This window comes from Stenotrophomonas sp. YJH_SMC_80 (assembly GCF_059372495.1).
This window is the reverse complement of sequence record NZ_JCAFVP010000001.1, coordinates 35,577-60,720: the sequence shown is the minus strand read 5'-3', so window position 1 is coordinate 60,720 and position 25,144 is coordinate 35,577. Positions and strand designations below refer to the sequence as shown.

The window sequence follows — 25,144 nt, the reverse complement described above, 5'->3', positions numbered from 1 at the left end:
GAGGGGGTTCCTGCGAAAGGTTCAGGCCACGGCACGTGGCGGATGGATGCGGGTGGGCATCCAGGCAATGACGGGAATGAAGGCCAGCGCCACCAGTGCGACCACCCAGTACAGGTCGGCCGAAGTCAGCGCCTGTACCTGTGCATGCAGGCGCGCGCCCAGCTGCGGGCCATCGGCCAGCCACGGTTGCTCGCCAAGGCGGTCGACCAGCACGGTGGAATGGAAATGACGGCGGCCCTGGGCGACGGCATCCAGCACGCCACCGGCGAGCACGGCAGCGAAGCCCTTGACCGTGTTGAACCAGGCCGAGGCGAACGGGCCGTCCTGCGGCGCCAGGCCGCCGGTGGCCAGCATCAGCAGCGGCAGCACCGCCATCGGTTGCGCGAACACCTGCAGCAGCTGCACCCACAGGAAGTTGTCGCGGATCCAGGCCACGTCCAGGTGCGAGCCCAGCCAGCAGGCCAGCGCCAGCATCGCCAGGCCCGTGGCCTGCACCCAGCGGCAGTCCACCGCGCGGATGTTCAGCAGCGCCGCCACCAGCGGCAGCGCGATCACCTGCGGCAGCGCCACCCACAGCAGCATCGGTGCGGTCTGCAGCGGCCGGTAGCCCTGCACGCTGGCCAGGAACCCGGACGGGATCGAGATCACCGCCAGCAGCACGAACAGCACGCCGCCCAGCGTCACCAGCGAGTAGCTGAGATTGCGGTTGGCCAGCAGCTGCAGCTTGAAGAACGGCAGCGGATGGAACCATTCATTGATCATGAACAGCACCATCAGGCCGGCACCGCCACCGATCATCAGCGTGATCATCGGCGAGTCGAACCAGTTCAGGCGCGGGCCCTGCACCAGGCCCAGCACCAGCAGCACCAGCGCCGGCAGGCCCAGCAGCAGGCCGACGCCATCGAACTGGGCGAAACGTTCCAGCCGCAGCGGGTCCTGCGGCAGGCCCCAGCCGACCATCGCCATGGCGGCCAGGCAGTACGGCACGATCTGCCAGAACGCCCAGTGCCAGCCCACCTGCTCGACCCAGAACGCGGCCAGCGGCGTGCCCATGCTTGGGCCGAACGTCGCCGTCAGTGCGTAGCCGGCCAGGCCGTACAGCTTGATGCCCGGGGGCAGGAAGCGCAGCGCCACGCTCATCAGCAGCGGCGGCAGCGCGCCTCCGCACAGGCCCTGCAGCGCGCGCAGCAGCAGGAACACCTGCAGGTTCGGGGCGAGCGGGCACAGCACGCCCAGCACCATGAAGCCACCGATCATCGCCAATGCGAAGCGGCGCAGCGAGAAGGTGGCGGCACACCACGGTGCGAAGGCCATCGCGCTGACCGACATCGCGCTGTAGAGGGCGACGATCCAGCTGCCGTCGTCGACGCTGAAACCCATCGCGCCACGGATGTCGGCCAGGGCGACCTTGGTGATGTTCTCGTTGAAGCCCGACACCAGCACCGCCAGCAGCACGCCACACAGGCCGACCAGAATGCGGCGATCGAGCCCGGGGGCGGCGGCAGCACGGGGCGCTGCGGCGGCCGGGACAGCGGCGGCCGGCGTACTCATCGCCGGGCACCTATCCGTGCAGTGCACGGCATGTTGGGGGTCATTGGAATGCGCTCAGTGAAACTCCGGGGAGCGCAGTCTAGGGAGCCGGTACCCTGCGAAAAATGGCGCAACCCGCATCCCAGGCGTGCGCCAGGCGCACGCATGCAGATGTCAGCGCGGGGCCTCCCCTGCGCTTTCGCACATGGTCTTGATCGAGCGCCGCAGCCACTGGTGGGCGGCGTCGTTGTCCAGGCGTGGATGCCAGGCCTGCACGATGGCGGCGGTCCGCACCGGGATCGGCAGCGGGAACAGGCGCAGGGGCAGGCGCATGCTGACGATCCGCTCCAGCATCACGCTCGGCATCTGCGGCAGGATCAGGTCCGATTCGGCCGCCGCGAAGATCGCGCCGTGGAAGGTCGGGCTGATCAGCGCCACCCGCCGCTGCAGGCCCAGCGCGGCCAGATCATCGTCGATCGGACCACGCGGCAAGCCGCGGCGCGACACCGCGATGTGGTCGCAGGCGGCAAAACGCTCGGCGCTGATCTCCTCATCGAACAACGGATGATCTTCGCGCGCGGCGCCCATGAACGAGGTACTGAACAGGTTCTGCACCTTGGTATCGGGCGCATGCTTGCCGGCCGTGCTGATGTAAAGGTCGATCCGGCCCTGCGCCATCGCATCGTCGTCGGTATCGCCCTCGGGCACGAAGCGCAGCACTGCGCGCGGCGCCTGCTGGCGGAACAGCTCGCGCAGGCGTCCGCCGAAACCACCGACGAACACATCATTGGCACGCACGCTGAAGGTCCGCTCGAGCACGCGCATGTCTACCTCGCGACCGGCGTTGAAGACGCGGTGGGCCTGCTCGATCACATCGCGGACCTGCTCGCGCAGCTGCAGGGCGCGGGGCGTGGGCGCCAGACCGCGGCCGGCACGCACCAGCACCGGGTCGCCCAGCGCGGTGCGGATCCGGCCCAGGGTACGGCTCATCGCCGGCGCGCTCAGGTTCATCCGGCGCGCGGCGGCGGCCACGCTGCATTCGTCAATCAGCACGTCCAGTGCCAGCAACAGGTTCAGGTCCGGCAGGGGCATGACAGTCTCCAGTAAATCAGATGACTTTACGGCACTTGCAACCACGGTGGATTGCGTTCGACGCATTCATTGACTGCCGCGCACGGCATGGGTGCGCGCGGTGACATCGGCGACCATCCCCGGCCTGCCAAGGAGACATCCATGTTCAATACCCTGCTGGTCGCCCTGGATGGTGGCCCCCAGCACGCACGCGTGCTGGACCTGGCCGCCGCCATCGCCGGCCCCCACAGCCGCCTGCACCTGCTGTGCGTGCTCGACCCCGAATTCGCGCTGGCGGCCGATGCCAGCGAAGCCGACCGCATCGAGTACCCTGAAGCCGCCCGCCAGCGCTCGCGGGCCGAAGCGGTGCTGGCCGAAGCCTTGGCCGAGCTGCGCGAACGCGGCATTGACGCCATCGCGCAGATTCCCTCCGGTGACCCTGGCGAAGTGATCAGCGAGCAGGCCCGGCGCCTGAAGTGCGACCTGATCGTCATCGGCCACCGCCACCTGTCCCGGCTGGAACGCCTGTTCGAACCCTCGATCGGGCAATGGACCATCGACCACGCGCCCTGTCCGGTGCTGGTGGAAACCCGCGACCCACAGCCCTAGCCACCATGGCCTCCCGTTCCCCGTTGTTTCCCACCCGGGTCAACTACCGCGCCTTCGGTCGACAGTTCGGCCGCGGCGAACAGGCGCTGCTGGGCGCGATACGGCAGCTGCGCGACCCCGATCTGCAGGCCGATGGCCTTGCCCAGCTGAGCGGACTCGGGCTTGGCCAGGAGGGATGCGACGCCTTCATCGGCCTGCTGCCGCTGCTGGCCACCCCCGCCGCTCCGATCGATCTGCTGCCGGCCGGCTCTCCCTTCATTGCCGCCAGCGAATTGGACCTGCTGGCCTGCCTGCTGCGCATCGCACAATGGCGGCATGCGCGGCCCCGCGAAGACGACACGCTGGCACCGTTGCGCCGGCAACTGGCACGCTGTGCGATGGCCGTGCAGGCGGCAAACCTGCCGTTGCGGCAGCGCTCGTTGTCACCGGTCGGGCTGAGGCTGCTCGATCCGACCGGCTGGTTGCGGCAGCGATAAGCCGTCGCGCCCCCCGTGTGATCGCATGCAGAGAGCTGCTCAGCAGTCCATCGTTCCGTGCGTGCTGCCCTCGTCATCCAGCACGTGCGCATGCAGGATCACCTGGTTGCGGCCAGCCCGCTTGGCGGCATACAGGCCGGCATCGGCGTCTGCCAGCAACTGATCGGCACTGGCCAGAGCCGGCGGATGCAGGTAACCCACGCCGACGCTGATGCTGACCGGGCCCTCCGGCAATGGCAGCGCTTCGACCGCTTCGCGCAGCCGCTCGGCCAGCGCCAGCACGCCCGACAACGGGCTTCCGGGCACGATGACGGCGAACTCTTCACCGCCATAACGCGCAACGCTGTCACCACCGCGACCGGCTATGGCCTTCAGCACCCCGGCCACCGCCTGCAGGCAACGATCACCGGCCGGATGGCCGTGCTGGTCGTTGAAGGCCTTGAAGTGGTCGATATCCACCAGCAGCAGGCCCAGCTCGGTGCCGCTGCGCCGTGCGCGATTCCACTCGGACGTCAGCCGTGCGTCGAACTCGCGGCGGTTGGCCACGCCGGTCAGGCCATCCTGCCGCGCCAGTTGATCCAGTGCTGCCTGGCGTTCCAGAAGATCGGTCTGCAGCAGGACGCTGCGCAGGCCGAAGCCAAGGGTGGCTACGACGAAGCCGGCAACGGCCAACGGCCGCGCATGATCGACCACCAGCGTGCCGACCACCAGCAGCAGCAATGGCAGGATGATCGGACCGGCGGCCTGCACCGTCCTCGCCAGCCGCGGGTGTGCCGTGGTGCCTGTGTCCGGCCTCGTGTCCAGCGCCAGGCAGGCGATCAGCAGAAAAGGTACGTCGATCAGCAGATCGTTGAACGCACCGAATGCATCATCGGAGGTGTAGTGGTTGATGTAGTAGGCCACCAGCAGATAGGCCAGTGCGTACAGCGCCAGTGCGCGGAAGAACCTGCGCCGTTCGGGCACGTCGCCGGCCAGCCATCGCACCACGGCGAACGCGGCGATACACAGGTTCTGGATATCGAACATGCGTTGCATGTTGGACAATGCGTGGTCGTCGATGTCCACGCGGGCGGCGAACGACTGCGCATGCACGAAGAACAGCACGCCAAGCAGCGCCGCCATCGCCGCGTCGATCAGGCTGATGCTCAGGCGCTCGCGGCGTGCCCGGGCCAGGATGAACACCAGGGGCACGCCATACAGCACGTACAGGAACAGGCTTGCGCGCGGGGTGAAATCGGCACGCCCGGCGCCCAGCGCGTCGATCATGTTGAACGCCATGCCGCCGGCCCACAGCAGCAGTGCCAATGCCGTGGCGCGCCACCCCAGTGCCGCGCGGTCGCGGCGGGCCCGCCACAGGCAGGCGGCCGCCGCCAGCAACGGGGCGCCGGTCAGGAAAACGAAGGAGCCGACCCCGGCGGGGCCAGGCCACAGGGCCAGCACCAGGCCATGGCACAGCACATACAGCAGCGCCAGCACTACCGGCATGCATCCCCCCGATCCGCAAGGCCGTCTACGCGCACGATAGCGCGCCGGCACGCCACAGCGGCGTGATCCACTGCGGCAAAACGACACTCCGAGTGCACCGCGATGGTAGTGCCGGCCGCTGGCCGGCAAACCCAATGAATCACAGGGCTGCAGGTTGCCGGCCAGCGGCCGGCGCTACCGGAAAGCCCTCAGCCCTGCAGGGCGCGGGCGTGGTGGGCGATGTGCTCGCCGATGAAGCTGGCGATGAAGTAGTAGCTGTGGTCGTAGCCGGGCTGCAGGCGCAGGGTCAGCGGATGGCCGGCGGCATCGCAGGCCTGCTGCAGGCGCTGCGGCTGCAGCTGGGTCTGCAGGAACTCGTCCGCCTCGCCCTGGTCGACCAGCAGCGGCAGGCGCTCGTCAGCCATAGCGATCAGCTCGCAGGCATCCCATTGCGCCCAGTCGGCCGGGTTGTCGCCCAGATAGGCATGGAAGGCCTTCTGCCCCCACGGCACGTGGCTGGGCGCGACGATCGGCGAAAACGCCGACACGCTGCGATAGCGCCCGGGGTTGCGCAGCGCGATCACCAGCGCGCCATGGCCGCCCATCGAATGGCCACTGATCGCGCGCGCGTCGGTCACCGCGAAGTTCGCCTCGATCAGCGCCGGCAGCTCCTGCGCCACGTAGTCATGCATGCGGTAGTGCTTCGCCCACGGTGCGCGGGTGGCATTGAGGTAGAACCCTGCCCCCTTGCCCAGGTCGTAGCCCTCGGCATCGGCCACGTCATCACCGCGCGGGCTGGTGTCGGGCGCGACGATGAGCACACCGTGCTCGGCCACATAACGCTGCGCGCCGGCCTTGGTGATGAAATTCTGCTCGGTGCAGGTCAGGCCGCTCAGCCAGTACAGCACCGGCAGCTTCTGTGTTTCCGCCTGCGGTGGCAGGTACACGGCGAACTGCATGTCGCAGCCCAGCGTGGTCGAATGATGGCGGTAGACGTCCTGCCAGCCGCCGAAACAGGCGCGGTGTTCAATGCGTTCCATGGTGCTCTCCTGCGCGGCGCTTCAGCGCACGCGTGCTTCTGGTAGATGCCGACCTTGGTCGGCTTATCCACGCCCGGCGTGGATGCCTTGGTTGATCCGTTCATCCAGCTGTGCCAGCAGGCGCAGCAACGATTCGACGCCAGGCTGGCCATCAAGATTGCGCCAGGCCGCCACGGCCACATCGCTGCGCGGCGGCCACTGCCCGGCCGCGCGCGCCTCGTAGAGGCGCGGCAGGAATACCTGCGCAAGCCACTGCTCGAACGGCATGCCATCGTCGCTGCCGAAGGCCGAGGTCACCGCACGCGGTGGCCCCACCTCGCCCACTACCCAGCCCAGCGCACGCAACGCCTGCTCGATCGGCGCCACCAGGGCCGCGCGCGGGTCTTCCGCACGCGGCCGGCGCAGGGCATCGAACCAGCCCATGACGCGGCTCAGTAGTGGACCACCGAACGGATCGACTTGCCTTCATGCATCAGGTCGAAGGCGTCGTTGATCTTGTCCAGGTCCATGGTGTGGGTGACGAACGGGGCCAGTTCGATATCGCCCTTCATCGCATCCTCGACCATGCCCGGCAGCTGGCTGCGGCCCTTCACGCCGCCGAAGGCGGTGCCCATCCACTTGCGCCCGGTCACCAGCTGGAACGGACGGGTGGAGATCTCCTGGCCCGAACCGGCCACGCCGATCACCACGCTCTGGCCCCAGCCACGGTGCGCGCATTCCAGCGCCGCGCGCATCACGTTGACGTTGCCGATGCACTCGAAGCTGTGGTCCACGCCCCAGGTGGTCATTTCAACGATGACCTGCTGGATCGGCTTGTCGAAGTCCTTCGGATTGATGCAGTCGGTGGCACCGAATTCGCGCGCCAGCTCGAACTTGGACGGGTTGGTGTCCACCGCGATGATGCGGCCGGCCTTGGCCTGGCGTGCACCCTGGATCACCGCCAGGCCGATGCCACCGAGGCCGAACACGGCCACGCTGTCGCCTTCCTGCACCTTGGCGGTGTTGTGTACCGCGCCAATGCCGGTGGTGACGCCGCAGCCGAGCAGGCAGACGTGTTCCGGGTTGGCGTCCGGGTTGATCTTCGCCAGCGAGACTTCGGCAACGACGGTGTACTCGCTGAAGGTCGAGCAACCCATGTAGTGGTACAGCGGCTCACCGTTGTAGCTGAAGCGGCTGGTGCCATCGGGCATCACACCCTTGCCCTGGGTGGCGCGCACGGCCACGCACAGGTTGGTCTTGCCGCTCTTGCAGAACAGGCACTCGCCGCACTCGGCGGTGTACAGCGGAATCACGTGGTCGCCGGGCTTGACACTGGTCACGCCCTCGCCGACCTCGACCACGATGCCGGCGCCTTCATGGCCCAGCACCACCGGGAACAGGCCTTCCGGGTCATCGCCGGACAGGGTGAACGCATCGGTGTGGCAGACACCGGTGTGGGTGATCTTGACCAGCACTTCGCCTGCCTTCGGCGGGGCGACGTCGATCTCGACGATCTGCAGCGGCTGGCCGGGACCAAAGGCGACGGCGGCACGGGATTTCATGGGTGGACTCTCCAGAGACAGGCAATGACAGGATGGGCGGCGCCATGTTGCGCCGTCGTTTACTTCAGGTACGAGCGGATCAACGCGCTCATGTCGCGCACGCGTTCGGCGCGTTGTTCATCGGAGGCTGCGGGTTGCCCGAACTCCTCGCGCAGATGAGCCTCCATCACCTCGGACATCAGGCCGTTGACCGCGCCACGGATGGCGGCGATCTGCTGCAGCACCGGCCCGCAGTCAGCGCCGGCTTCCAGCGCGCGGTCCAGCGCATCGCACTGGCCGCGGATGCGGCGCACGCGGGCCAGGACCTTCTTCTTCTCTTCGGGGGAGTGCGGCATGGCGGGCCACCTCGGAACTATACTGGGGGACAGTATACAAGCCAAAGTCACTAACTCAATCCTGGCCGGCTCAATCGAACAATCCCTCACCCGCCAACCGGGTCAGTTCATCCACCACGTAGCGCACCTTGGGCCGCAGGTGGCGTGTCGGTGGCCACAACGCGTGGATATCGATGTGCCGTTGCATGTGCGCATCCAGCACCGACCGCAGTGCGCCGGAATCCAGGTGACGGCGCACCAGTGAAACCGGCATCTGGCAGATACCAAGCCCGGCGATGGCCGCCTCGATCACCGCGTCGCCGTCATTGAGTTGATAGGGCGCATTCGGGATGAATGTCCCTTCGTCCTCCTCGCTACCGATCCGCCACCACACCGGTTGCCCGTGGCGGAAGCCAACAATGCTGCGGTGCCGCGCCAGTTCCTCCACCGTGCGCGGCACGCCGTGCGCCTGCAGGTACTCCGGCGATGCGCAGGTGACCAGTCGCTGGCGCCCCAGCCGCCGCGCCACCAGATGCTCGGCCTGGTGCAGCCCGCCGAAGCGGATCAGCAGGTCGATGCCTTCCTCGACGGGATCGACGAAATGATCGGTGAAGGTCATCGTCAACTGCAGGTCCGGGTACTGCCGGCACAGCCGCAACAGCACCGGCAGCACCACCAGGCGCCCGAACGAGGATGGCATGTCGATGCGCAGCCGCCCGCTGGGCAGGCCGGCCGAACCCAGGCAGGCCTCGGCGGCGGAGATTTCTTCCAGCGCCGCCGCGCACGATGCGTAGTACGCCTCGCCATCGGTGGTCAGCGCGATGCGCCGCGTGGTGCGGTGGAACAGGCGCACCCCCAGCCGCGCTTCCAGCCGGGCGATGGCCTTGCCCACCGCCGAGCGCGAGATGCCCAGCGCGTCGGCGGCCTCGGTGAAGCTGCCTGAGCGGGCCGTGGTGACGAACGTGACCAGGCCATTCAACGATTCCAGCGGCAGCATCTATCGCGCTCCATTGGGGACAAATAGTCCCACACTCAGGGAGATCGAAGCGCTTTATGCGCCCGCATGTCAACTCCATCCTGTGGGCATCGCGCCGCTGGCGCTCCTCCCCCCGCACCGAGAAGACCGACATGACCGCCACCCTGTTCCGCCCCTTCGACCTGTCAGGCACCCTCCTGCGCAACCGCATCGTGATGGCCCCGATGACCCGTGCCCGCAACCCCGGCTCGGTCGCCAATGCGCTCACCGCGCAGTACTACCAGCAACGCGCCAGCGCTGGCCTGATCATCAGTGAAGGCACCCCGGTCTCGCCGCAGGGCCAGGGGTACATCGACGTGCCGGGCATCTGGTCAGCCGAGCAGGTGGCCGGGTGGAAGCGTGTCACCGAGGCGGTGCATGCCGCACAGGGCACGATCTTCGCCCAGCTCTGGCACGTCGGCCGCATGTCGCATTCCTCGCTGCAGCCCGACGGTGGGCAACCGGTCAGCGCCGGTACCCGCCCGGTGGCCAGCGCACCGAAGAACACCTCGTTCGTGTACCTGGACGATGGCAGCCGCGGCCACGCCGATCCCACTCCGGCACGTGCACTGGAGACCGCGGAGATCCCCGGTATCGTCGACGACTTCGTGCGCGGGGCGGACAACGCCATTGCGGCCGGCTTCGACGGCATCGAACTGCATGCCGCCAACGGTTACCTGTTCGAGCAGTTCCTCAACCCGCTCATCAACCAGCGTGATGATCGCTACGGCGGCACGCTGCCCAATCGTGCGCGCTTGATCCTGGAGACCGTCGATGCGATGGCGCAGCGTATCGGTGCGCATCGCATCGGCGTGCGCCTGGCACCGAACAACCTCACCTTCGACATGCCGTTCTACCCCGACAACGAAGCCACCTATCTGTACCTGGCCGAGGAACTGGGCAAGCGTGGGCTGGCCTACGTGCACCTCAACGACAACCTGCAGGCGGGCCGGTCGGTGCTGGGCGAGGCGTTCCTGCGGCAGTTCAAGCAGGCCTACGGTGGCACCGTCATCCTGGCAGGTGGCATGACCCGCGAACGCGCCCTGCAGCTGGTCGAAGCGGGCACCATCGACCTGGCCGCGTTCGGCCAGCCGTTCATCGCCAACCCGGATCTGGTCGAACGCCTGCAGCGCAACATCGCGTTGGCCACGCCCGACCGCAGCACCTATTACGGGGCGGCGAAGCAGGCTACCTCGACTACCCAGCCGCGGGCTGATCCCCCACGGGGTCGGATCCCTTTCCAACGGAAAGGGCTCTGACCCCTGTTCGGCGAACAAGGCGTCAGAGCCACGCTGCGCGCGGATCCGACCCCGGCCTTCAGGCGTCCTCGCGCACGTAGGCGAACGACTCGTCCAACCGCTCGAAGCCGATCACCTCAGCGACGATGGCCTGTGCATCCTCGTCGCTGATGTTTCCTTCAGCGATATCGTCAACGCGGGCGAACAGCCGCTGCAGGGCTGCGTACTGGTCATCGCGCAGGAACGGCTGGTGGCTCTGCAGCCAGCGCCGCAGGTTGCTGGCCAGCTCGCCGTGCGACAGCAGCGTGTACGGCCCCTGGTAGTCAGCAACGGCTTCGACCATCTTGCGGAACAGGAAATCCTGATAGCTGGCCGCCAGCACATCGGCACGATCATCGTCATGCCACACCAGCACGACGGGGGGCTCGGCAAAGCCGGGCGCGTTGCTCCAGAAGCAGTAGCTGTCGCCACCGCCGGTCCGCGCAAAGGGCAGCAACTGCAGGTCAGTGCGCAGGGGATTGTAATGATCCTCCGCAGTCAGCTCCTGCCACGCCTCGAGCAGCTCATCGTCCTCCAGGGGCTCATAGTCCTGGGCATACAGCAGCACCGGCGGATCCGCCTGCAGCGTCGGGAATACCACCTCGGACCATTCCGGATGTGGGGCACCCCAACTCAACCGATCCGCTGCATGCAGCTGCTTGAACAGGGGCGGGAAGGACTGGCCGGTGGCCTGTTCGATGCCGGATAGCGCGCTCATGGATGTCCTTGTCGATGGAGACCGCCCAGCTTGCCCGAATCCGCGCAGGAGACGAACCAGCCGCAGCACGCGGCAGGACTAGACTGCGACCACCGGATGCCGCCCATCGCTGCCATGAACGCCACTGCCCACAGCTTCATCGTCAACCTCGACGTGCCCGACCTGGCCGCCGCCGAAGACTTCTACATCCGGGCCTTCGGCCTGCGCATCGGCCGCCGTCTCGGCCCGGGCGCCGTGGAGCTGCTCGGTGGGCCAACGCCGCTCTACCTGCTGCAGAACGACGCCGGCAGCGCCGCCACCGAAGACGGCGACGTGCGCGACTACGAGCGCCATTGGACGCCGCTGCACCTGGATTGGGTGGTGGATGACATCGAAGCCGCGCTGGTACGTGCAGTCGCAGCCGGAGCGACGCTCGAGCAATCCGTGCGCGAGCGCCGCTGGGGACGCATCGCCGTGCTGGCCGATCCGTTCGGCCACGGCTTCTGCCTGATCCAGTTCAGCGGCGAAGGCTACGACGCACTGGTCGAATGACCGTTGCACCGCTCACCACGGCAACGGCACCGCTTCGCCGTTGGCGCGCTCGCCGTAGTACAGCGACGGCAGCAGGCGCGAGAGGAAACTGAACTCTGTGTAGCAGTGCTTGAGCAGGCCCAGCCCGACCGCATCGCCGGCATCGCGGTGCGGATCGGTGCTGTCCAGGCCGAGCACGAAGCGGCTGCGCAGCACACAGCCAAACGGCGTATCGCGTGCGACGTGCAGCATCTGCCCGTCGCAGGGGTCAGCGTTTGCATCCAGACGGACCTGGTCGCCGAAGCCGATTCGCGCGGCGATCACCGCCGATACATCGCCTGCATCCTGTGCCGCCTGCAGGCGCTCGGGCACCAGCAACGTGCGCGGGTCATGGAACTTCAAGCGCGCCGCCACCGGCGGAATGTCGGCCAGCGATTCCACCGCATGGATGCTGGCGCCGTGGTAGCTGCGCCCGCGCCGCCAGGCCGCGTCCCAGCCGCGATGCTCGACATGATCGACCGGATGCCACCAGCGGATGTGCTGGGTGGTCTCGAAGAAGGTGAACCACCAGTCGAGCATGCGGCCCTTGCAGCCGTGCAGATCGGTGCGCACCGCCACCAGCAGGGTGCCGTCTTCGCGGCGCTGGATGCCGGTCTCCAGATGCATCGGCGCCGGGTCGAGCAGATCGTGGTGGTCCAGCCAGGCGCGGGCGTTCACAGCGGTATCCATCGGGGTCTCCTGCGGTGTTGGGAGTCCCGACAATACGGAAACGTCTACCGTTTCGCAATTGTCCGGATGCGGTAAGATGGGCGCAATGAACAGCACCACCGTGCCCGAGCCCACATCACCGACCCGCCGCCGCGGCCGCCCTGCGCGGCCGGAAGCCGAAGTCCGCCACGCCGTGCTGCAGGCCACGCTGGAACTGCTGCTGGCGCAGGGCTACGAGGCCACCACCATCGAAGCGGTGGCGGCGCACGCCGGAGTGGCGAAGAAGACCGTCTACCGCCACGCCAGCAACCGCGAGGAACTGGTTGGGTTGGCGGTGCGTGAGTGGACCGACGGCTTCGCGCCACAACTGCAGCGCGATGCGCGCAATGCCCAAGAGGTCGTGCCGTTGCTGCAGGACATCCTGCACGCGGTGTGCGCGCAGGCGCTGTCGGCGCAGGCGGTGCAGGTATTCCGCCTGCTGGCCACCGACTTTCCCGGCAAGGACGCGCTGCTGCAGGCCTATCTGGACAACGGCATCGAACGCGGCCGTGCGCTGCTGGCCGACTGGCTGGCGCGCCAGCAACAGCGTGGGCTGCTACGCGAGGGAGATCCTGTTTGCATGGCGCGATTGCTGCTGGCGATGGCCGTGGCCGAGCCGCTGCGCGAACGCGTGATCGGTGTGGTGGCCGAGGATGCGCCGGTGGACGTGCACCTGCGCGACTGCGTAGCGTTCTTGGCGCCGGTGTTGCAGGCGCCGTAAGGTTGCTCCATCCACGCGTGGCGTGGATCTACCGGCCGATCCCGATTCGTTGGTCGGCAATGGCCTGCCCCGGTGGGTGCCGACCGTTGGTCGGCACTCCTGCAGCACCTCACTCGCGCAGCATGTCCACGAACGCACGCAGCGCGGCAGGCATCTGCCGCTGCTTCGGGTAATACAGCGCGAAGCCGGCGAACGGTTCGCTCCAGTCTTCCAGCACCGCCACCATCTGTCCGGATTCGATGTACGGCCGCGCGGTGTCTTCCAGCACATAGGCCAGGCCGATGCCATCGAGCACCGCGCCGACCACGGTGCCCTGCTCGCCCAGCGTCAGCCGCCCCGGTACATCGATCTCCAGCGCCTGCCCACCGCGCTCGAACTGCCACTTGTACAGATGCCCGCTGGCGAAGCGGAAGCGGATGCATTCGTGTGTGGCCAGGTCGCGCGGATGCTGTGGCGCCGGGCGCCGCCGCAGGTAGTCCGGCGAGCCGACAATCAAGCCACGCAGCGGTGGGCCCATCGGCACCGCCACCATGTCCTCGGGTACGAACTCGTGCAGGCGCACGCCGGCGTCGTAGCCTTCGGCAACGATATCGACCAGGCCATCGTTCTCGGTCAGCTCCACCCGCACGTCGGGATGGGCGTGCAGGAAGCGCGCCAGCCGTGGCCCCAACTGGGTCGGCACTGCGGCGCGGGTAGCATTGATACGCAGCAGGCCCGCCGGCGCGGCGCGGAACTGGTTCATCTCCTCCAGCGCGTCATGCACCTGGCCCAGCGCGGGCTGCAGGCGTTCCAGCAGGCGCTGCCCGGCCTCGGTCAGGGCCACGCTGCGGGTGGTGCGATGGAACAGGCCCACGCCCAACCGTTCCTCCAGCGCGCGGATCGCATAGCTCACCGCCGAGGTCGACAGCGCCAGCTCGGCGCCGGCACGGCGGAAGCTGCGGTGGCGGGCGACCGCGGCGAACGCGGCCAGGTGCGAGAGGTTGTCAGTGGCCATGATTGTGCAGTTTCACTTGATGAATCATGCCGATATCCGGGCTTTTTGCCGCTGGGTACGGGGCGTATTGTAAAGCGCCTTTCGACAAACCCTGCCAAGGATTCCCCATGTCCCTCGCCCGTGGTTACGCCGCCCATTCACATACCGACCCGCTGATCCCGTACGAGTTCGAACGCCGCGCGGTCGGCCCGGACGATGTGCGCATCGAGATCCTCTATAGCGGCATCTGCCACTCCGACCTGCACCAGGCCCGCGACGACTGGGGTGGCTCGATCTACCCGATGGTGCCGGGCCACGAGATCATCGGCCGCGTGACCGAGGTCGGCAGCAACGTCACCCGCTTCAAGGTCGGCGACCACGCCGGCGTGGGCTGCATGGTCGACTCCTGCCGCCACTGCGATGCCTGCGAGCACGACCTGGAGCAGTACTGCGCAGAGGGCGCGACCTGGACCTACAACGGCCGTGAACGCGAAAGCGGCGCGCCGACCTACGGCGGCTATTCCGACCACGTGGTGGTCGAACAGCGCTTCGTGGTGAAGGTGTCCGAGACCCTCGACCTGAAGGCCGCCGCCCCGCTGCTGTGCGCCGGCATCACCACCTGGTCGCCGCTGCGCCACTGGAAGGTCGGCCCGGGTCAGAAGGTCGGCGTGATCGGCCTCGGTGGCCTCGGCCACATGGGCGTGAAGTTCGCCAAGGCGCTCGGCGCGCACGTGGTGATGATCACCACCACGCCGGAAAAGGGTGCCGACGCCAAGCGTCTGGGCGCCGATGAAGTGCTGGTCTCGCGCGATGCCGCGCAGATGAAGGCGCACGCGGGCAGCTTCGACTTCCTGCTCAACACCATCCCGGTCGGCCATGACACCAACCCGTACATGGGCCTGCTCAAGCGTGAAGCCACCATGTGCCTGGTCGGCGTGCTGACCGAACTGGACCCGCCGCTGACCGGTGGCAGCGTGATCTTCGGCCGCAAGCACCTGACCGGCTCGGCGATTGGCGGCATGGCCGAAACCCAGGAAATGATGGACTTCTGTGCCGAGCACGGCATCGTCAGCGACGTCGAGATGATCGACATCAAGAACGTCAACGAAGCCTGGGAACGCATGGCGAAGAACGATGTGCGCTACCGCTTCGTGATCGACATGGCGACGATGAAGGACGCCGCCTGATCCAAGGCAGATGTGGAAAATGAAAAACCCCGGCAATGCCGGGGTTTTTCTTCTGGTAGTGCCGGTCGCTGGCCGGCACCCCCGCATGGCTGCCGGCCAGCGGCCGGCACTACCGCAATCCACTCAGTACGCGAATTCGCGGAACACCGGATCGACGTCGCCGTGCCAGCGGCCATGGAACAGCGCCAGCTTGCGCTCGGCCGGGGTCAGCCCGGATTCGACGATCTCCTGCAGCACGTCCAGGAACTTGCTCTCGTCCTGGCCGTCGGCATTGCGCGCCGCGCGGCGCTTGAGGCCTTCGACGGAAATCTTCACGGCTTCGCGGGCCAGGTCGCGCACCGTGCCATTGCGGAACGGCAGGTTCATCGCATGCTTCGGCACGCCGTCGCGCAGTGCATGGCGCTCGGCCAGGGTGAAGTCACGCACCAGGTCCCACGCAGCGTCCAGCGCAGCGTCGTCGTACAGCAGCCCGACCCAGAACGCCGGCAGCGCACACAGGCGGCTCCACGGACCACCATCGGCGCCGCGCATTTCCAGGTACTTCTTCAGGCGCACTTCCGGGAACGCGGTGGTCATGTGGTCCGACCAGTCGCGCAGCGTCGGCAGCGCGCCCGGCAGCACCGGCAGCCTGGCCTGCATGAAATCGCGGAAGCTCTGCCCGCTGGCGTCGTGGTAGATGCCATCGCGGTAGGAGAAATACATCGGCACGTCGAGCAGGTAATCGACATAGCGCTCGTAACCGAAGCCATCCTCGAACACGAAGTCGAGCATGCCGGTGCGGTCAGCGTCGGTGTCGGTCCAGATGTGCGAGCGGTAGCTCAGGTAGCCGTTGGGCTTGCCTTCGGTGAACGGCGAATCGGCGAACAGCGCGGTGGCGATCGGCTGCAGCGCCAGCGATACGCGGAACTTCTTCACCATGTCCGCTTCGGTGGCGTAGTCCAGGTTCACCTGTACCGTGCAGGTGCGGGTCATCATGTCCAGGCCGAGCGAACCGACCTTGGGCATGTACGAACGCATGATCTTGTAGCGGCCCTTGGGCATCCAGGGCATCTCGTCGCGCTTCCACTTCGGCTGGAAGCCCATGCCGAGGAAACCCAGCTGCAGTTCGCCGGCCACCTGCGCCACTTCGTTGAGGTGGGTGCCGGTCTCCACGCAGGTCTGGTGGATGGTCTCCAGCGCCGCACCGGACAGTTCCAGCTGACCGGCCGGTTCCAGCGTCACCGAGGCGCCATCGCGCAGCAGGGCGATCGTGTTGCCGTTCTCCTGCACCGGCTCCCAGCCGAAGCGGACCAGGCCGTTGAGCAGCGCTTCGATGCCGCGCTCGCCTTCGAAGGTCGGCGGGCGCAGGTCATCCAGGCGGAACCCGAACTTCTCGTGCTCGGTGCCGATGCGCCACTGCGCGCGGGGCTTCTCGCCAGAGGCGATCACCTCCACCAGCTGCGAGCGGTCGGTAATGGGGGTATCGGCGACGTGGCTGGGGCTCGACAAGGGAAAGGCTCGCTGGACGGTGGCGGGGGATGTGGGGCTCGCGGCCTTCCATCGCAAGGGCGCACTATAGCGTGGCACCCCGTTGCGTCATGCGACGGTGACGGGTTTCAGCATCCTACCGACGCCCTCTTGACCCTCGTACACTCAGAGCCATGAGCCGCCATTCACGACACCCCGAACTGCATCGCTCCGAGCGCGTCGGCTGGCTGCGAGCCGCCGTGCTGGGCGCCAACGATGGCATCGTCTCGGTGGCTGGCCTGGTGGTCGGCGTGGCCGCCAGCGGCGCCTCGGCTGCGACCATCCTGGCCACCGGCGTGGCAGGTACCGTGGCCGGCGCGATGTCGATGGCGGCGGGCGAATATGTCTCGGTGCAGACCCAGGCCGACACCGAAGAGGCCGACCTGGCAATGGAAAAGCGCGAGCTGCGCGACGATCCGCACAGCGAACTGGAGGAGCTGGCCGCGATCTACCGCCACCGCGGCCTGGAGCCTGCGCTGGCGCGGCAGGTGGCCGAACAGCTCACCGCCCACGATGCGCTGGGTGCCCACGCCCGCGACGAACTGGGCATCACCGATACCCTGCGCGCCCGGCCGCTGCAGGCAGCGCTGGCCTCGGCCGGTGCGTTCACCTGCGGTGCGGCGCTGCCAGTGCTGACCGCCCTGCTGGCGCCGGTCGACAAGGTCGCACTGATGACCACGGCCAGTACCCTGCTCGGCCTGTGCCTGACCGGCGCGGTGGCAGCCCAGGCCGGCGGCGCCCCGCCGGTACGCGGCGCAATACGGGTGATGTTCTGGGGTGCACTGGCAATGGCCGCCGCTGCAGGCGTCGGTCGCGTGTTCGGCGCCCAGGTGACATGACCGGCATGCTGCCGCCAGTTACCGCGCTGCTGGCCGAGATGGCCAGCCTGGCCGGCTGCGCACGCGCCGAAGGTTATGCGTGCATCACCGCGCGGCGCGAACATGGCGCCAGCTCGGTGGAGATTCCGCAACCGCAGTTCGCGATCCTGCTGGAAGGCCGCAAGCAGGTGCGTACCGCGCACCAGTCGCTGGAGTTCATCCCCGGCGACATCCTGCTGCTGACCCAGCGCTGCCGCATCGATGTGGTCAACACCCCCGACCCACGCAGTGGCCGCTACCTCAGCGCCATCGTGCCGCTGTGTGCCGAAGTGCTGGCGGCCGCACGCACGCTGTGGAGCGAGGAGCTTCCCGCGCCAGGCCAGGCGATGGCGCGACTGCCGTTGATCGATCATGGCGCGGTGCTGCGCCAGTGGCGGCAATCGCTGCAGGACGGTCGTTACAGCGAAGCGCGGCTGGCCCTGGCCTCGCTGGTACTGACCTTGTGCCGGCAGGGCCACGGCAACCTGCTGCTGCCGCAGGCACCGAGCCTGGGCGAACAGATCCGCGACCGCATCGCCGCCGAACCGGCCCGCGACTGGCAATCGCGCGATGTGGAAGAACAGTTCGCGTTGAGCGGCGCGACACTGCGCCGCCGTCTTGCCGCCGAGGACACCAGCCTGCGCCAGCTGCTCACCGAGGCACGGCTGGCGCATGGCATGCAGCTGCTCTACACGATGGACCTGCCGTTGAAGACCGTGGCAGCGCGCGCGGGCTACCGGTCTGCGGCGAGTTTCAGCAAGCGCTTCGCCGAGCAGTACGGACTGGCTCCCACGGACATTTGAGGGGGTTCGGCAGGGCTTGCAGCCCTGCACCTGCTCAATGCAACGGCAACGGCAACGGCCAAAGCCAGAGCCAGAGCCAGAGCGGCATTCCGTGGGAGGGCGGGACGGTGTGGGTGGGCAGGACACGCCGTAAACCCATCCATGGGGGCTCGATGGCGCCATCCATGGCGCCAACGGTCCTGCCCACCCACACCGTCCCACCTCTGACAGATCTTCGCGACTGTTGGTAGGTGTCGACCTTGGTCGACACATCTGTCAGATATCGAATGAAACTCGTGGGGTCAGATCCGTTTTCCTGCGGAAAACGGATCTGACCCCACGAGCTGACAGATCGCGGAAAACTGTCGAAGGCGGGGTGGGTCCGGTTGCGGGAGTGTCCGCGGCATGGATGCCGCGGCCAAGCCCCCATGGACGGGTTTACGGCGTCTCCCGCAACCGGACCCACCCCGCCATCCAACAGGAAACCAGCTTTTGCTTCGGCCGTTGCCGTTGCCATTGCCTCTGCGGGTGCAGGGCGCAGCCCTGCAGACAACACCCCTTCCCTGAGCATTCCGCGCAGTGGTTTGAGCGCCGTGCACATGCCGGCCACGGCACGCTATACAGCAACGGAACCGCCCGTCATCCACCGAGAACCGCCATGACCCTGCGTCCCCTGCCGCTGCGCGGCGCCCTGCTGCTGGCCCTGTCGTCCCTGCCGCTGGTCGCGCTGGCCGAGGCCACCTCGCCCGCCCCCACCCAGCAGGTGCCCGGCGTCTATCACCAGCGCATCGGTGCGCTGCAGGTCACCGCCCTGTTCGACGGCGTGGTCGCGCTCGGCCGGCAGGAAGTGGTGGACGTGCCGCCGACGCTGGTCAGCCGCCTGCTGGAAGGCCGTTACGTGCCGGAAGACAAGAAGGGCCTGCAGACCGCGATCAATGCGTTCCTGATCCGCCAGGGCAACCACCTGACCCTGGTCGACACCGGCACCGCGCAGTGCTTTGGCCCCGGCCTGGGCCAGGTGCTGGGCAATCTGCGCGCCTCCGGCGTGGACCCGGCCGAGGTAGATGAGGTGCTGCTGACCCACGCCCATCCGGACCACCTGTGCGGCGTACTCGACGCGCAGGGCAAGCCGGCCTATCCCAATGCCACGGTGTGGCTGTCCAAGGCGGATGCCGATTACTGGCTCAACCCAGCCAGCGAGGCCACCGCGCCGAAGGGCGTGCGCTTCGCCTTCCCGCTGGCACGCAATGCGGTCGCGCCATACCAGGCCAGCGGCCACCTGCGCACCTTCAGCCCCGGCGACGCCCTGCCCGGCGGCGCGGTGGCGATGGACACCCATGGCCATACGCCCGGCCATGTCTCTTACCGGTTCGACAGCCAGGGCCAGTCACTGCTGGTATGGGGTGATGTGCTGCACTTCCATGCGGTGCAGTTCGCGCACCCGGAGGCGGCATTCGAGGCCGATTCGGACCGCACAGCGGCCATCGCCAGCCGTCGCGGGCTGCTGCAGCAGGCCACCGCCAACGGCTGGTGGGTGGCCGGTGCGCACCTGCCCTTCCCAGGCCTGGGCCATGTGCGTGGCGAGGGTAAGGCCTATGCGTGGGTGCCGGCGGAGTATTCGCCGTTGTGAGGGTGTGCCGACCAAGGTCGGCACCCACCGATCGGGTAGCGCCCGGCTGCCAGCCGGGCGACCGGCAATGCCTTATTCCAGCCCCAGCCAGCCGCCGATCACGCCGCGGGCTTCGTCCACGCCGGTACGGTCTTCGCCGGAGAACACCTGCACGCTGACGCTGTCGCCGTAGGCCGATTGCAGTTCCTTGCGCACCTTCTGCAGGGACTGCATCTGCTGGCTGCGGCTGAGCTTGTCGGCCTTGGTCAGCAGGGCGTGCGCCGGCAGGCCGCGCTGCACGGCGTAGGACAGCATCTGCCGGTCGTAGTCCTTCAGCGGATGGCGGATGTCCATCACCACCACCAGCCCCTTCAGGGCTTCGCGGGTGCGGAAATATTTGTCGATGAAGGCCTGCCAGTGCGCCTGCAGGTCCAGCGGCACCTTTGCATAGCCATAACCTGGCAGGTCGACCAGATGCGCTTCCGGGGTGACCTGGAAGAACACCAGCTGCTGGGTACGGCCAGGGGTCTTGGAGACACGGGCCAGGGCGTTCTGGCGGGTCAGCGCGTTGAGCGCACTGGACTTGCCGGCGTTGGAGCGGCCGGCGAAGGCCACTTCGGCCCCTTCGTCGGGCGGCAGCTGCCGCACGTTGTGGGCCGAAAGGTGGTAACGGGCGCGTTCGATGAGCAATGACATGTGCCTAGGATCGCATGTTGCGGCGCCGCGCGCCCGTGCCGGCGGCCTCTGCGGGCATTTTGCTGCACTGCTGCGTTGACCGTGCGCGGAAGCGGCGTTGATAATCCGGGCGATGCCGGCGGCCACCGCCCGGCCCGGTCCATACGGAGCTTCAGCATGCGCCACGCTCGCGTTCTTGCCGTATCCGCCCTTGCCACTGCTGTAGTCGTTGCCGCTGCTGCGTTCGCGCAGACCACGTTGACCCCGCTGCCCGACAACGGGCCGATCAACACCGCCTCGCTGGAGGTGGATTTCAGCAAGACCCACTGGGGCGATGCCAAGGCCGGCCAGACCAAGGCCTCGGCCTGCGCGGCCTGCCATGGCGCCGACGGCAATTCCACGGTGGAGATGTACCCGTCCATCGCCGGCCAGAGCGAACGCTACGTCGCCCAGCAGATGGCCCTGATCGCCAATGGGCAGCGCAGTTCCGGCGCGGCGGTGGCGATGGTGCCATTCGTACAGAACCTCACCCCGCAGGACATGCGCGACATCGGCGCGTTCTTCGCCACGCAGAAGGCCACCGCCGGCATCGCCGATGACACGGCAGTCACCGACGGCCCGTACAAGGGCATGAAGTTCTACGAGATCGGCCAGCAGCTGTACCGTGGCGGCGACGCCAAGCGCGGCCTGCCGGCCTGCATGGCGTGCCACGGCCCCAGCGGTGCCGGTAATCCAGGTCCGGCCTATCCGCACATCGGTGGTCAGCACGCCAGCTATGTCGCGCGCCGCCTGCAGGAATACCAGGCCGGCCAGACCAACGAGACCGACAAGGCCCACTTCCAGATCATGGCGACAGTCGCGCAGAAGCTGAGCGAGCAGGAGGTGCAGGCGCTGTCGAGCTACCTGCAGGGCCTGCACAACAAGGCCGACGATGTGGCCACTGCCCCCCCGTCGGCGCAACCGGCTGCCGCCCCCTGACCACCACTGGTCGGCCCGGGCCGCCACCACGGCCCGCGCCTGCGGTATGTTTCCTTCACGCCGGCGACTGCGCCGGCGTTGCTTTTTTCAACGGAGATGCGTGTCGATGAGGTTGATTTCCCGCCTGCTGTTGTCCGTGCTGGTGCTGCTGCCGCTGGCAGCCTGCGCCGCTACCCCCGCCAATGCCCCGCTGGTCGAGGGCAAAGACTACGAGCGCATCGCCCAGCCGGGCCCGTTCCAGCCGCTGGCCGGCAAGATCGAGGTGGTCGAGGTCTTCGGCTACACCTGCCCGCATTGCGCCCACTTCGAACCGCAGCTGGAAGCCTGGGCGGCCAAGCTGCCGGCCGACGTGCGCTTCACCCCGGTCCCGGCTGCCTTCGGTGGCGCCTGGGATGCCTGGGCACTGGCCTACTACGCCGCCGACGAGGTCGGCGTGGCCAAGCGCAGCCACGCTGCCGTGTTCAAGGCCCTGCACGAGCAGGGATCGCTGCCGATGCAGAACGTCTCGGCCGATGAGCTCGCCACCTTCTACAAGGCGTATGGCGTGACCCCGGACCGTTACCTGCAGGCCCTGCGCGGCGACGCCGTACAGAAGAAGGTCGATGCCGCGCGCGCGTTCGCCCAGCGCACCAGGATCCCGGGGACCCCGGCGCTGATCATCAACGGCCAGTACCTGGTGCGTGGCAACAGCTTCGACGACCAGCTGCGCATCGCCTCGGCGCTGATCGCCCAGACCCGCGCTGCCCGCGGCCGCTGAACCAACACCCACCACCGACACGGCGCCGTCGCCGCCGCATGTCATCATTTCCCTCTGGCCGGCGCCTGGCGCCGGCCCCACCATTCCAGATGCTGGAGACGTTTCCATGAAGATCCGTTACGCCCTCGCCCTCGCAGCGCTGCTGCCGATCCTGGCTGCCTGCAAGGCTGATGATGGCAGCACCAACACCACCGCGGCCCCGGCCGAACCGGCTGCAGCCCCGGCAGCCACCACCGAACCGGCTGCTGCGCCGGCGGCGGGCAGCGAAGGCGCCGCGCCGGCTGCCGCTGAAGGCGAGAAGGCCCCGGCCGAAGCGGCTCCGGCCACCGCACCGGCCCCGACCACCGCCGCACTGACCGGCCCGGCCCCGGTGGAAGGTGCCGACTACCAGGTGATCCCGAACGGCCAGCCGTTCCAGCCGGCCACCGGCAAGATCGAAGTGACCGAGATCTTCGGCTACGTCTGCCCGGCCTGCGCCGCATTCCAGCCGCTGGTCGGCCCGTGGAAGGCCGGCCTGCCGAGCGACGTGAACTTCGTCTACGTGCCGGCCATGTTCGGCGGCACCTGGGATGACTACGCCCGTGCCTTCTACGCCGCGCAGACCCTGGGCGTGCAGGAGAAGACCCACGAAGCGCTGTACGCCGCCATCCACTCGCAGAAGACCCTGAAGGGCGAGCGCGGCCGTGATTCGGTGGAAGACATCGCCAAGTTCTACGGTGCCTACGGCGTGGATCCGAAGCAGTTCGCCGCCACCATGGGCAGCTTCGCAGTGAATGCCAAGACCAACTCGGCCAAGCAGTTCGCGCAGCGCAGCCAGATCAGCGGCACCCCGTCGATCATCGTCAACGGCAAGTACCTGGTGAAGGGCAAGAGCTTCCCGGACATGCTGCGCATCGCCGACCACCTGATCGCCCGCGAACGCGGTGCGGCCCAGGCTCACTGATCCAAGAGAAGCGTTTCCCGGCCGTGAATTCCCCCCGTACACGGACCCTGCGCTTGCTGACGGCCAACATCCAGGCCGGCTCAAGTACCCGCCGCTACAGCGACTATGTGACCCGCAGCTGGTCACATGCGCTGCCGGCGGGTCGCAAGCGCAGCAGCCTTGACGCGATCGCCACCTTGGCGCGCGACCATGACATCGTCGGCCTGCAGGAGGCCGACCCGGGCAGCCTGCGCTCGGGCTTCACCAACCAGACCCACTATTTGGCCCAGCGCGCCGGCTTCAATTACTGGAGCCACCAGCCGAACCGGCGCATGGGTGGGGTCGCCTCCAGCGCCAACGGCCTGTTGAGCAAGCTGGAACCGGTTGAAGTGCAGGATCACGCCCTGCCCGGCCGCATCGGCGGGCGCGGCGTGCTGCTGGCCAAGTTCGGCGATGGCGCCGATGGCCTGGCGGTGGCAGTGGCCCATCTGTCGCTGGGCGCGGGATCGCGGATGTCGCAGCTGGGCTTCATCGCCGAGCTGTTGTCCGACCACCCCAACGCAGTACTGATGGGCGACTTCAACTGCCTGGCCGAGCGCCCGGAAATGCAGGTGCTGTACCAGAAGACCCGGCTGCAGCCCCCGGGCTGCATCGTGCCGACCTTCCCCAGCTGGCGGCCGGACCGCGCCATCGACCACATCCTGGTCAGCAGCGGCCTGCAGACCCGCACCGTGGAAGCCGTACCGGCCGCGTTCTCCGATCACCTCGCCCTGGCGATGCAGATCGACGTCCCGGCCGACGCCCTGCGCTGACTCGCCGTTGCGGTAGGTGCGGACCGTTGGTCCGCACGCCCTGTGCCGGGCGCCGCCCGGCGCTCCCTAAATCGGGGCACAAACGACTTAATCCCCTCCGTCCCCTTTTTTTCAGGCGGTGACGGGTGCCTTCAGGCGCCGCGCGGTCATCGTGCTGCCCACCGAGGCCAACACCGTGCAGCCGATCGCCAGCCACTGCAGCCCGTGCAGGTGCTCGTGCAGCAACAGCATTGCCCACAGCGCGGCCACCGCCGGCTCCATGCTGATCAGGATGCCGAAGGTCTCCTTCGGCAGGCGCTTGAGCGCCATCATTTCCAGCGACATCGGGATCGCGCTGGACACCAGTGCCACCAGCAGGCCCGCCGCCAGGATCTTTGGGTCGAGCAGCGCGGCACCGGCATGCACCACGCCCACCGGTACCACCACCAGAGACGCCGCCAGCAGCCCCAGCGAGACCGAGTGCCCGGCATGCAGATGACCGGCACGCTTGCCGAACACGATGTACAGGCCCCAGCAGGCCGCAGCGCCCATCGCGTACAGCACGCCGGCCGGGTCCAGCGCGGGGCCACCGCCGATCGGCAGGAGCAACAGCAGCCCCACCGCCGCGCAGCCTACCCAGAGGAAATCGATCGGGCGTCGTGATGACAGCATCGCCACCGTCAGCGGCCCGGTGAACTCGATGGCCACCGCGATGCCGAAGGGAATCGTGCGCAGGGCCATGTAGAACAGCAGGTTCATCAGCCCCAGGGTGAGCCCGTAGCGCAGGATGGTGATCGCATCCACGCGGCTGGTCTTCCAGCGCCATGGTCGCCAGAACAGCAGCAGCAACAGCGCTGAAAAGCCCACGCGCAGCGCGCTGGTGCCCTGCGCACCGATCAGCGGGAACAGGTGTTTTGCGTAGGAAGTGCCGATGGCCAGCGAGGTGACCGAGCCGAGCACCGCCAGCGCCGGCAACATCGGCGCAAGTCGTGAGGTCTGCATGCGCAAAGTCTATTGCGTCGGCGTCGAGCACTTGGCTCAATTGACAGCCTGTTCGTGCAACTTCTGCTCGCC

General features: G+C 67.9%; 26 protein-coding genes and 1 pseudogene. 13 read left to right on the top strand and 14 right to left on the bottom strand.

The genetic code is table 11. From position 1 onward, the window contains the following. Positions 1 to 21: 21 nt before the first annotated feature. Positions 22 to 1,551 (bottom strand): MFS transporter, encoded by a 1,530-nt coding sequence (locus AC5P99_RS00280; protein ID WP_099605458.1) that lies wholly within the window; start codon positions 1,549 to 1,551, stop codon positions 22 to 24. 153 nt (positions 1,552 to 1,704) lie between these two features. Further along, on the bottom strand, positions 1,705 to 2,622 hold the full coding sequence (locus AC5P99_RS00275; RefSeq protein ID WP_005411002.1) for a LysR family transcriptional regulator: 918 nt from the start codon (positions 2,620 to 2,622) through the stop codon (positions 1,705 to 1,707). Positions 2,623 to 2,763: 141 nt separating this feature from the next. Between AC5P99_RS00275 and AC5P99_RS00270 the strand changes: the two genes are divergently transcribed. Both AC5P99_RS00270 and AC5P99_RS00265 read left to right on the top strand, forming a co-directional pair. Further along, the gene (locus AC5P99_RS00270; protein WP_005411003.1) at positions 2,764 to 3,210 is read left to right on the top strand and encodes a universal stress protein; all 447 of its coding nucleotides are present in this window, start codon (positions 2,764 to 2,766) and stop codon (positions 3,208 to 3,210) included. A 5-nt stretch (positions 3,211 to 3,215) separates the two neighbouring features. Next, positions 3,216 to 3,686, top strand: coding sequence for a hypothetical protein (locus tag AC5P99_RS00265; RefSeq protein WP_164221702.1), 471 nt, complete (start codon positions 3,216 to 3,218; stop codon positions 3,684 to 3,686). A gap of 39 nt (positions 3,687 to 3,725) precedes the next feature. Here the strand turns inward: AC5P99_RS00265 and AC5P99_RS00260 are convergent, their stop codons facing one another. The 6 genes from AC5P99_RS00260 to AC5P99_RS00235 all read right to left on the bottom strand — a co-directional run bounded on the left by AC5P99_RS00260 (position 3,726) and on the right by AC5P99_RS00235 (position 9,042). Continuing rightward, positions 3,726 to 5,171 carry a GGDEF domain-containing protein gene (locus AC5P99_RS00260; protein ID WP_049450575.1) on the bottom strand — a complete coding sequence of 482 codons (1,446 nt, stop codon included), beginning with the start codon at positions 5,169 to 5,171 and terminating at the stop codon, positions 3,726 to 3,728. 188 nt (positions 5,172 to 5,359) lie between these two features. Continuing rightward, positions 5,360 to 6,190 (bottom strand): S-formylglutathione hydrolase, encoded by an 831-nt coding sequence (fghA, locus tag AC5P99_RS00255; RefSeq protein WP_495212788.1) that lies wholly within the window; start codon positions 6,188 to 6,190, stop codon positions 5,360 to 5,362. Positions 6,191 to 6,253: 63 nt separating this feature from the next. Then, positions 6,254 to 6,613, bottom strand: coding sequence for a YqcC family protein (locus tag AC5P99_RS00250; RefSeq protein ID WP_099605456.1), 360 nt, complete (start codon positions 6,611 to 6,613; stop codon positions 6,254 to 6,256). Positions 6,614 to 6,621: 8 nt separating this feature from the next. After that, the gene (locus tag AC5P99_RS00245) at positions 6,622 to 7,731 is read right to left on the bottom strand and encodes an S-(hydroxymethyl)glutathione dehydrogenase/class III alcohol dehydrogenase (protein ID WP_005411008.1); all 1,110 of its coding nucleotides are present in this window, start codon (positions 7,729 to 7,731) and stop codon (positions 6,622 to 6,624) included. Between the two features lie 59 nt (positions 7,732 to 7,790). Continuing rightward, positions 7,791 to 8,066, bottom strand: a complete 276-nt coding sequence (frmR, locus tag AC5P99_RS00240; RefSeq protein WP_005411009.1) for a formaldehyde-responsive transcriptional repressor FrmR — start codon at positions 8,064 to 8,066, stop codon at positions 7,791 to 7,793. A 70-nt stretch (positions 8,067 to 8,136) separates the two neighbouring features. After that, entirely contained in the window at positions 8,137 to 9,042 is a 906-nt protein-coding gene (locus AC5P99_RS00235; protein ID WP_088435676.1) for a LysR family transcriptional regulator, read from the bottom strand. A gap of 131 nt (positions 9,043 to 9,173) precedes the next feature. Here AC5P99_RS00235 and AC5P99_RS00230 point away from each other — a divergent pair. Next, positions 9,174 to 10,276, top strand: a pseudogene (locus AC5P99_RS00230) (alkene reductase). A gap of 101 nt (positions 10,277 to 10,377) precedes the next feature. Here AC5P99_RS00230 and AC5P99_RS00225 read toward each other — a convergent pair. Then, positions 10,378 to 11,055 carry an SMI1/KNR4 family protein gene (locus AC5P99_RS00225; RefSeq protein WP_005411012.1) on the bottom strand — a complete coding sequence of 226 codons (678 nt, stop codon included), beginning with the start codon at positions 11,053 to 11,055 and terminating at the stop codon, positions 10,378 to 10,380. Positions 11,056 to 11,169: 114 nt separating this feature from the next. Between AC5P99_RS00225 and AC5P99_RS00220 the strand changes: the two genes are divergently transcribed. Beyond that, positions 11,170 to 11,586 carry a VOC family protein gene (locus AC5P99_RS00220; protein WP_164221708.1) on the top strand — a complete coding sequence of 139 codons (417 nt, stop codon included), beginning with the start codon at positions 11,170 to 11,172 and terminating at the stop codon, positions 11,584 to 11,586. Between the two features lie 12 nt (positions 11,587 to 11,598). On the opposite strand, the gene AC5P99_RS00215 is transcribed toward AC5P99_RS00220, so the two are convergent. Then, positions 11,599 to 12,294 carry a DAPG hydrolase family protein gene (locus AC5P99_RS00215; protein WP_495212787.1) on the bottom strand — a complete coding sequence of 232 codons (696 nt, stop codon included), beginning with the start codon at positions 12,292 to 12,294 and terminating at the stop codon, positions 11,599 to 11,601. A gap of 76 nt (positions 12,295 to 12,370) precedes the next feature. Here AC5P99_RS00215 and AC5P99_RS00210 point away from each other — a divergent pair, with 76 nt between their 5' ends. Further along, a complete protein-coding gene (locus tag AC5P99_RS00210) occupies positions 12,371 to 13,033 on the top strand; it encodes a TetR/AcrR family transcriptional regulator (RefSeq protein ID WP_049450581.1) in 663 nt (220 codons plus the stop codon). Positions 13,034 to 13,142: 109 nt separating this feature from the next. Here AC5P99_RS00210 and AC5P99_RS00205 read toward each other — a convergent pair whose 3' ends face one another. Then, positions 13,143 to 14,027 (bottom strand): LysR family transcriptional regulator, encoded by an 885-nt coding sequence (locus AC5P99_RS00205; RefSeq protein ID WP_329753610.1) that lies wholly within the window; start codon positions 14,025 to 14,027, stop codon positions 13,143 to 13,145. Positions 14,028 to 14,134: 107 nt separating this feature from the next. On the opposite strand from AC5P99_RS00205, the gene AC5P99_RS00200 reads away from it, so the two are divergent. Next, positions 14,135 to 15,193: an NAD(P)-dependent alcohol dehydrogenase gene (locus AC5P99_RS00200; RefSeq protein WP_049450585.1), complete on the top strand. Its 1,059-nt coding sequence runs from the start codon at positions 14,135 to 14,137 to the stop codon at positions 15,191 to 15,193. 123 nt (positions 15,194 to 15,316) lie between these two features. Here AC5P99_RS00200 and AC5P99_RS00195 read toward each other — a convergent pair whose 3' ends face one another. Then, positions 15,317 to 16,681, bottom strand: coding sequence for a glutamate--cysteine ligase (locus tag AC5P99_RS00195; RefSeq protein ID WP_049450587.1), 1,365 nt, complete (start codon positions 16,679 to 16,681; stop codon positions 15,317 to 15,319). 152 nt (positions 16,682 to 16,833) lie between these two features. Here AC5P99_RS00195 and AC5P99_RS00190 point away from each other — a divergent pair, with 152 nt between their 5' ends. The 3 genes from AC5P99_RS00190 (at position 16,834) to AC5P99_RS00180 (ending at position 19,968) form a co-directional block, all read left to right on the top strand. Next, a complete protein-coding gene (locus AC5P99_RS00190; RefSeq protein ID WP_099605454.1) occupies positions 16,834 to 17,538 on the top strand; it encodes a VIT1/CCC1 transporter family protein in 705 nt (234 codons plus the stop codon). Next, positions 17,535 to 18,359 (top strand): helix-turn-helix transcriptional regulator, encoded by an 825-nt coding sequence (locus AC5P99_RS00185; protein WP_495212786.1) that lies wholly within the window; start codon positions 17,535 to 17,537, stop codon positions 18,357 to 18,359. The genes AC5P99_RS00190 and AC5P99_RS00185 overlap by 4 nt, the downstream gene beginning before the upstream one ends. A 637-nt stretch (positions 18,360 to 18,996) precedes the next feature. Further along, positions 18,997 to 19,968 carry an MBL fold metallo-hydrolase gene (locus tag AC5P99_RS00180; protein WP_049402420.1) on the top strand — a complete coding sequence of 324 codons (972 nt, stop codon included), beginning with the start codon at positions 18,997 to 18,999 and terminating at the stop codon, positions 19,966 to 19,968. A gap of 72 nt (positions 19,969 to 20,040) precedes the next feature. On the opposite strand, the gene yihA is transcribed toward AC5P99_RS00180, so the two are convergent. Next, entirely contained in the window at positions 20,041 to 20,643 is a 603-nt protein-coding gene (gene yihA, locus AC5P99_RS00175; RefSeq protein ID WP_005411022.1) for a ribosome biogenesis GTP-binding protein YihA/YsxC, read from the bottom strand. Between the two features lie 156 nt (positions 20,644 to 20,799). Here yihA and AC5P99_RS00170 point away from each other — a divergent pair, with 156 nt between their 5' ends. From AC5P99_RS00170 to AC5P99_RS00155, 4 genes are all read left to right on the top strand, one after another. Continuing rightward, on the top strand, positions 20,800 to 21,600 hold the full coding sequence (locus AC5P99_RS00170) for a c-type cytochrome (protein WP_005411023.1): 801 nt from the start codon (positions 20,800 to 20,802) through the stop codon (positions 21,598 to 21,600). 106 nt (positions 21,601 to 21,706) lie between these two features. Beyond that, entirely contained in the window at positions 21,707 to 22,357 is a 651-nt protein-coding gene (locus AC5P99_RS00165; protein ID WP_262091135.1) for a thiol:disulfide interchange protein DsbA/DsbL, read from the top strand. A 106-nt stretch (positions 22,358 to 22,463) separates the two neighbouring features. After that, positions 22,464 to 23,300: a thiol:disulfide interchange protein DsbA/DsbL gene (locus tag AC5P99_RS00160; protein WP_005414471.1), complete on the top strand. Its 837-nt coding sequence runs from the start codon at positions 22,464 to 22,466 to the stop codon at positions 23,298 to 23,300. 53 nt (positions 23,301 to 23,353) lie between these two features. Then, positions 23,354 to 24,091 (top strand): endonuclease/exonuclease/phosphatase family protein, encoded by a 738-nt coding sequence (locus AC5P99_RS00155; RefSeq protein WP_005411026.1) that lies wholly within the window; start codon positions 23,354 to 23,356, stop codon positions 24,089 to 24,091. 111 nt (positions 24,092 to 24,202) lie between these two features. On the opposite strand, the gene AC5P99_RS00150 is transcribed toward AC5P99_RS00155, so the two are convergent. Further along, on the bottom strand, positions 24,203 to 25,072 hold the full coding sequence (locus AC5P99_RS00150; RefSeq protein WP_012481254.1) for an EamA family transporter: 870 nt from the start codon (positions 25,070 to 25,072) through the stop codon (positions 24,203 to 24,205). Positions 25,073 to 25,144 lie beyond the last annotated feature (72 nt).

What these genes read in the sequence shown, in the direction of transcription:
- AC5P99_RS00280 (WP_099605458.1), bottom strand. Translation starts at nt 1,551, where the DNA reads ATGAGTACGCCGGCCGCCGCTGTCCCGGCCGCCGCAGCGCCCCGTGCT.
- AC5P99_RS00275 (WP_005411002.1), bottom strand. Translation starts at nt 2,622, where the DNA reads ATGCCCCTGCCGGACCTGAACCTGTTGCTGGCACTGGACGTGCTGATT.
- AC5P99_RS00270 (WP_005411003.1), top strand. Translation starts at nt 2,764, where the DNA reads ATGTTCAATACCCTGCTGGTCGCCCTGGATGGTGGCCCCCAGCACGCA.
- AC5P99_RS00265 (WP_164221702.1), top strand. Translation starts at nt 3,216, where the DNA reads ATGGCCTCCCGTTCCCCGTTGTTTCCCACCCGGGTCAACTACCGCGCC.
- AC5P99_RS00260 (WP_049450575.1), bottom strand. Translation starts at nt 5,171, where the DNA reads ATGCCGGTAGTGCTGGCGCTGCTGTATGTGCTGTGCCATGGCCTGGTG.
- fghA (WP_495212788.1), bottom strand. Translation starts at nt 6,190, where the DNA reads ATGGAACGCATTGAACACCGCGCCTGTTTCGGCGGCTGGCAGGACGTC.
- AC5P99_RS00250 (WP_099605456.1), bottom strand. Translation starts at nt 6,613, where the DNA reads ATGGGCTGGTTCGATGCCCTGCGCCGGCCGCGTGCGGAAGACCCGCGC.
- AC5P99_RS00245 (WP_005411008.1), bottom strand. Translation starts at nt 7,731, where the DNA reads ATGAAATCCCGTGCCGCCGTCGCCTTTGGTCCCGGCCAGCCGCTGCAG.
- frmR (WP_005411009.1), bottom strand. Translation starts at nt 8,066, where the DNA reads ATGCCGCACTCCCCCGAAGAGAAGAAGAAGGTCCTGGCCCGCGTGCGC.
- AC5P99_RS00235 (WP_088435676.1), bottom strand. Translation starts at nt 9,042, where the DNA reads ATGCTGCCGCTGGAATCGTTGAATGGCCTGGTCACGTTCGTCACCACG.
- AC5P99_RS00225 (WP_005411012.1), bottom strand. Translation starts at nt 11,055, where the DNA reads ATGAGCGCGCTATCCGGCATCGAACAGGCCACCGGCCAGTCCTTCCCG.
- AC5P99_RS00220 (WP_164221708.1), top strand. Translation starts at nt 11,170, where the DNA reads ATGAACGCCACTGCCCACAGCTTCATCGTCAACCTCGACGTGCCCGAC.
- AC5P99_RS00215 (WP_495212787.1), bottom strand. Translation starts at nt 12,294, where the DNA reads ATGGATACCGCTGTGAACGCCCGCGCCTGGCTGGACCACCACGATCTG.
- AC5P99_RS00210 (WP_049450581.1), top strand. Translation starts at nt 12,371, where the DNA reads ATGGGCGCAATGAACAGCACCACCGTGCCCGAGCCCACATCACCGACC.
- AC5P99_RS00205 (WP_329753610.1), bottom strand. Translation starts at nt 14,027, where the DNA reads ATGGCCACTGACAACCTCTCGCACCTGGCCGCGTTCGCCGCGGTCGCC.
- AC5P99_RS00200 (WP_049450585.1), top strand. Translation starts at nt 14,135, where the DNA reads ATGTCCCTCGCCCGTGGTTACGCCGCCCATTCACATACCGACCCGCTG.
- AC5P99_RS00190 (WP_099605454.1), top strand. Translation starts at nt 16,834, where the DNA reads ATGAGCCGCCATTCACGACACCCCGAACTGCATCGCTCCGAGCGCGTC.
- AC5P99_RS00185 (WP_495212786.1), top strand. Translation starts at nt 17,535, where the DNA reads ATGACCGGCATGCTGCCGCCAGTTACCGCGCTGCTGGCCGAGATGGCC.
- AC5P99_RS00180 (WP_049402420.1), top strand. Translation starts at nt 18,997, where the DNA reads ATGACCCTGCGTCCCCTGCCGCTGCGCGGCGCCCTGCTGCTGGCCCTG.
- yihA (WP_005411022.1), bottom strand. Translation starts at nt 20,643, where the DNA reads ATGTCATTGCTCATCGAACGCGCCCGTTACCACCTTTCGGCCCACAAC.
- AC5P99_RS00170 (WP_005411023.1), top strand. Translation starts at nt 20,800, where the DNA reads ATGCGCCACGCTCGCGTTCTTGCCGTATCCGCCCTTGCCACTGCTGTA.
- AC5P99_RS00165 (WP_262091135.1), top strand. Translation starts at nt 21,707, where the DNA reads ATGAGGTTGATTTCCCGCCTGCTGTTGTCCGTGCTGGTGCTGCTGCCG.
- AC5P99_RS00160 (WP_005414471.1), top strand. Translation starts at nt 22,464, where the DNA reads ATGAAGATCCGTTACGCCCTCGCCCTCGCAGCGCTGCTGCCGATCCTG.
- AC5P99_RS00150 (WP_012481254.1), bottom strand. Translation starts at nt 25,072, where the DNA reads ATGCAGACCTCACGACTTGCGCCGATGTTGCCGGCGCTGGCGGTGCTC.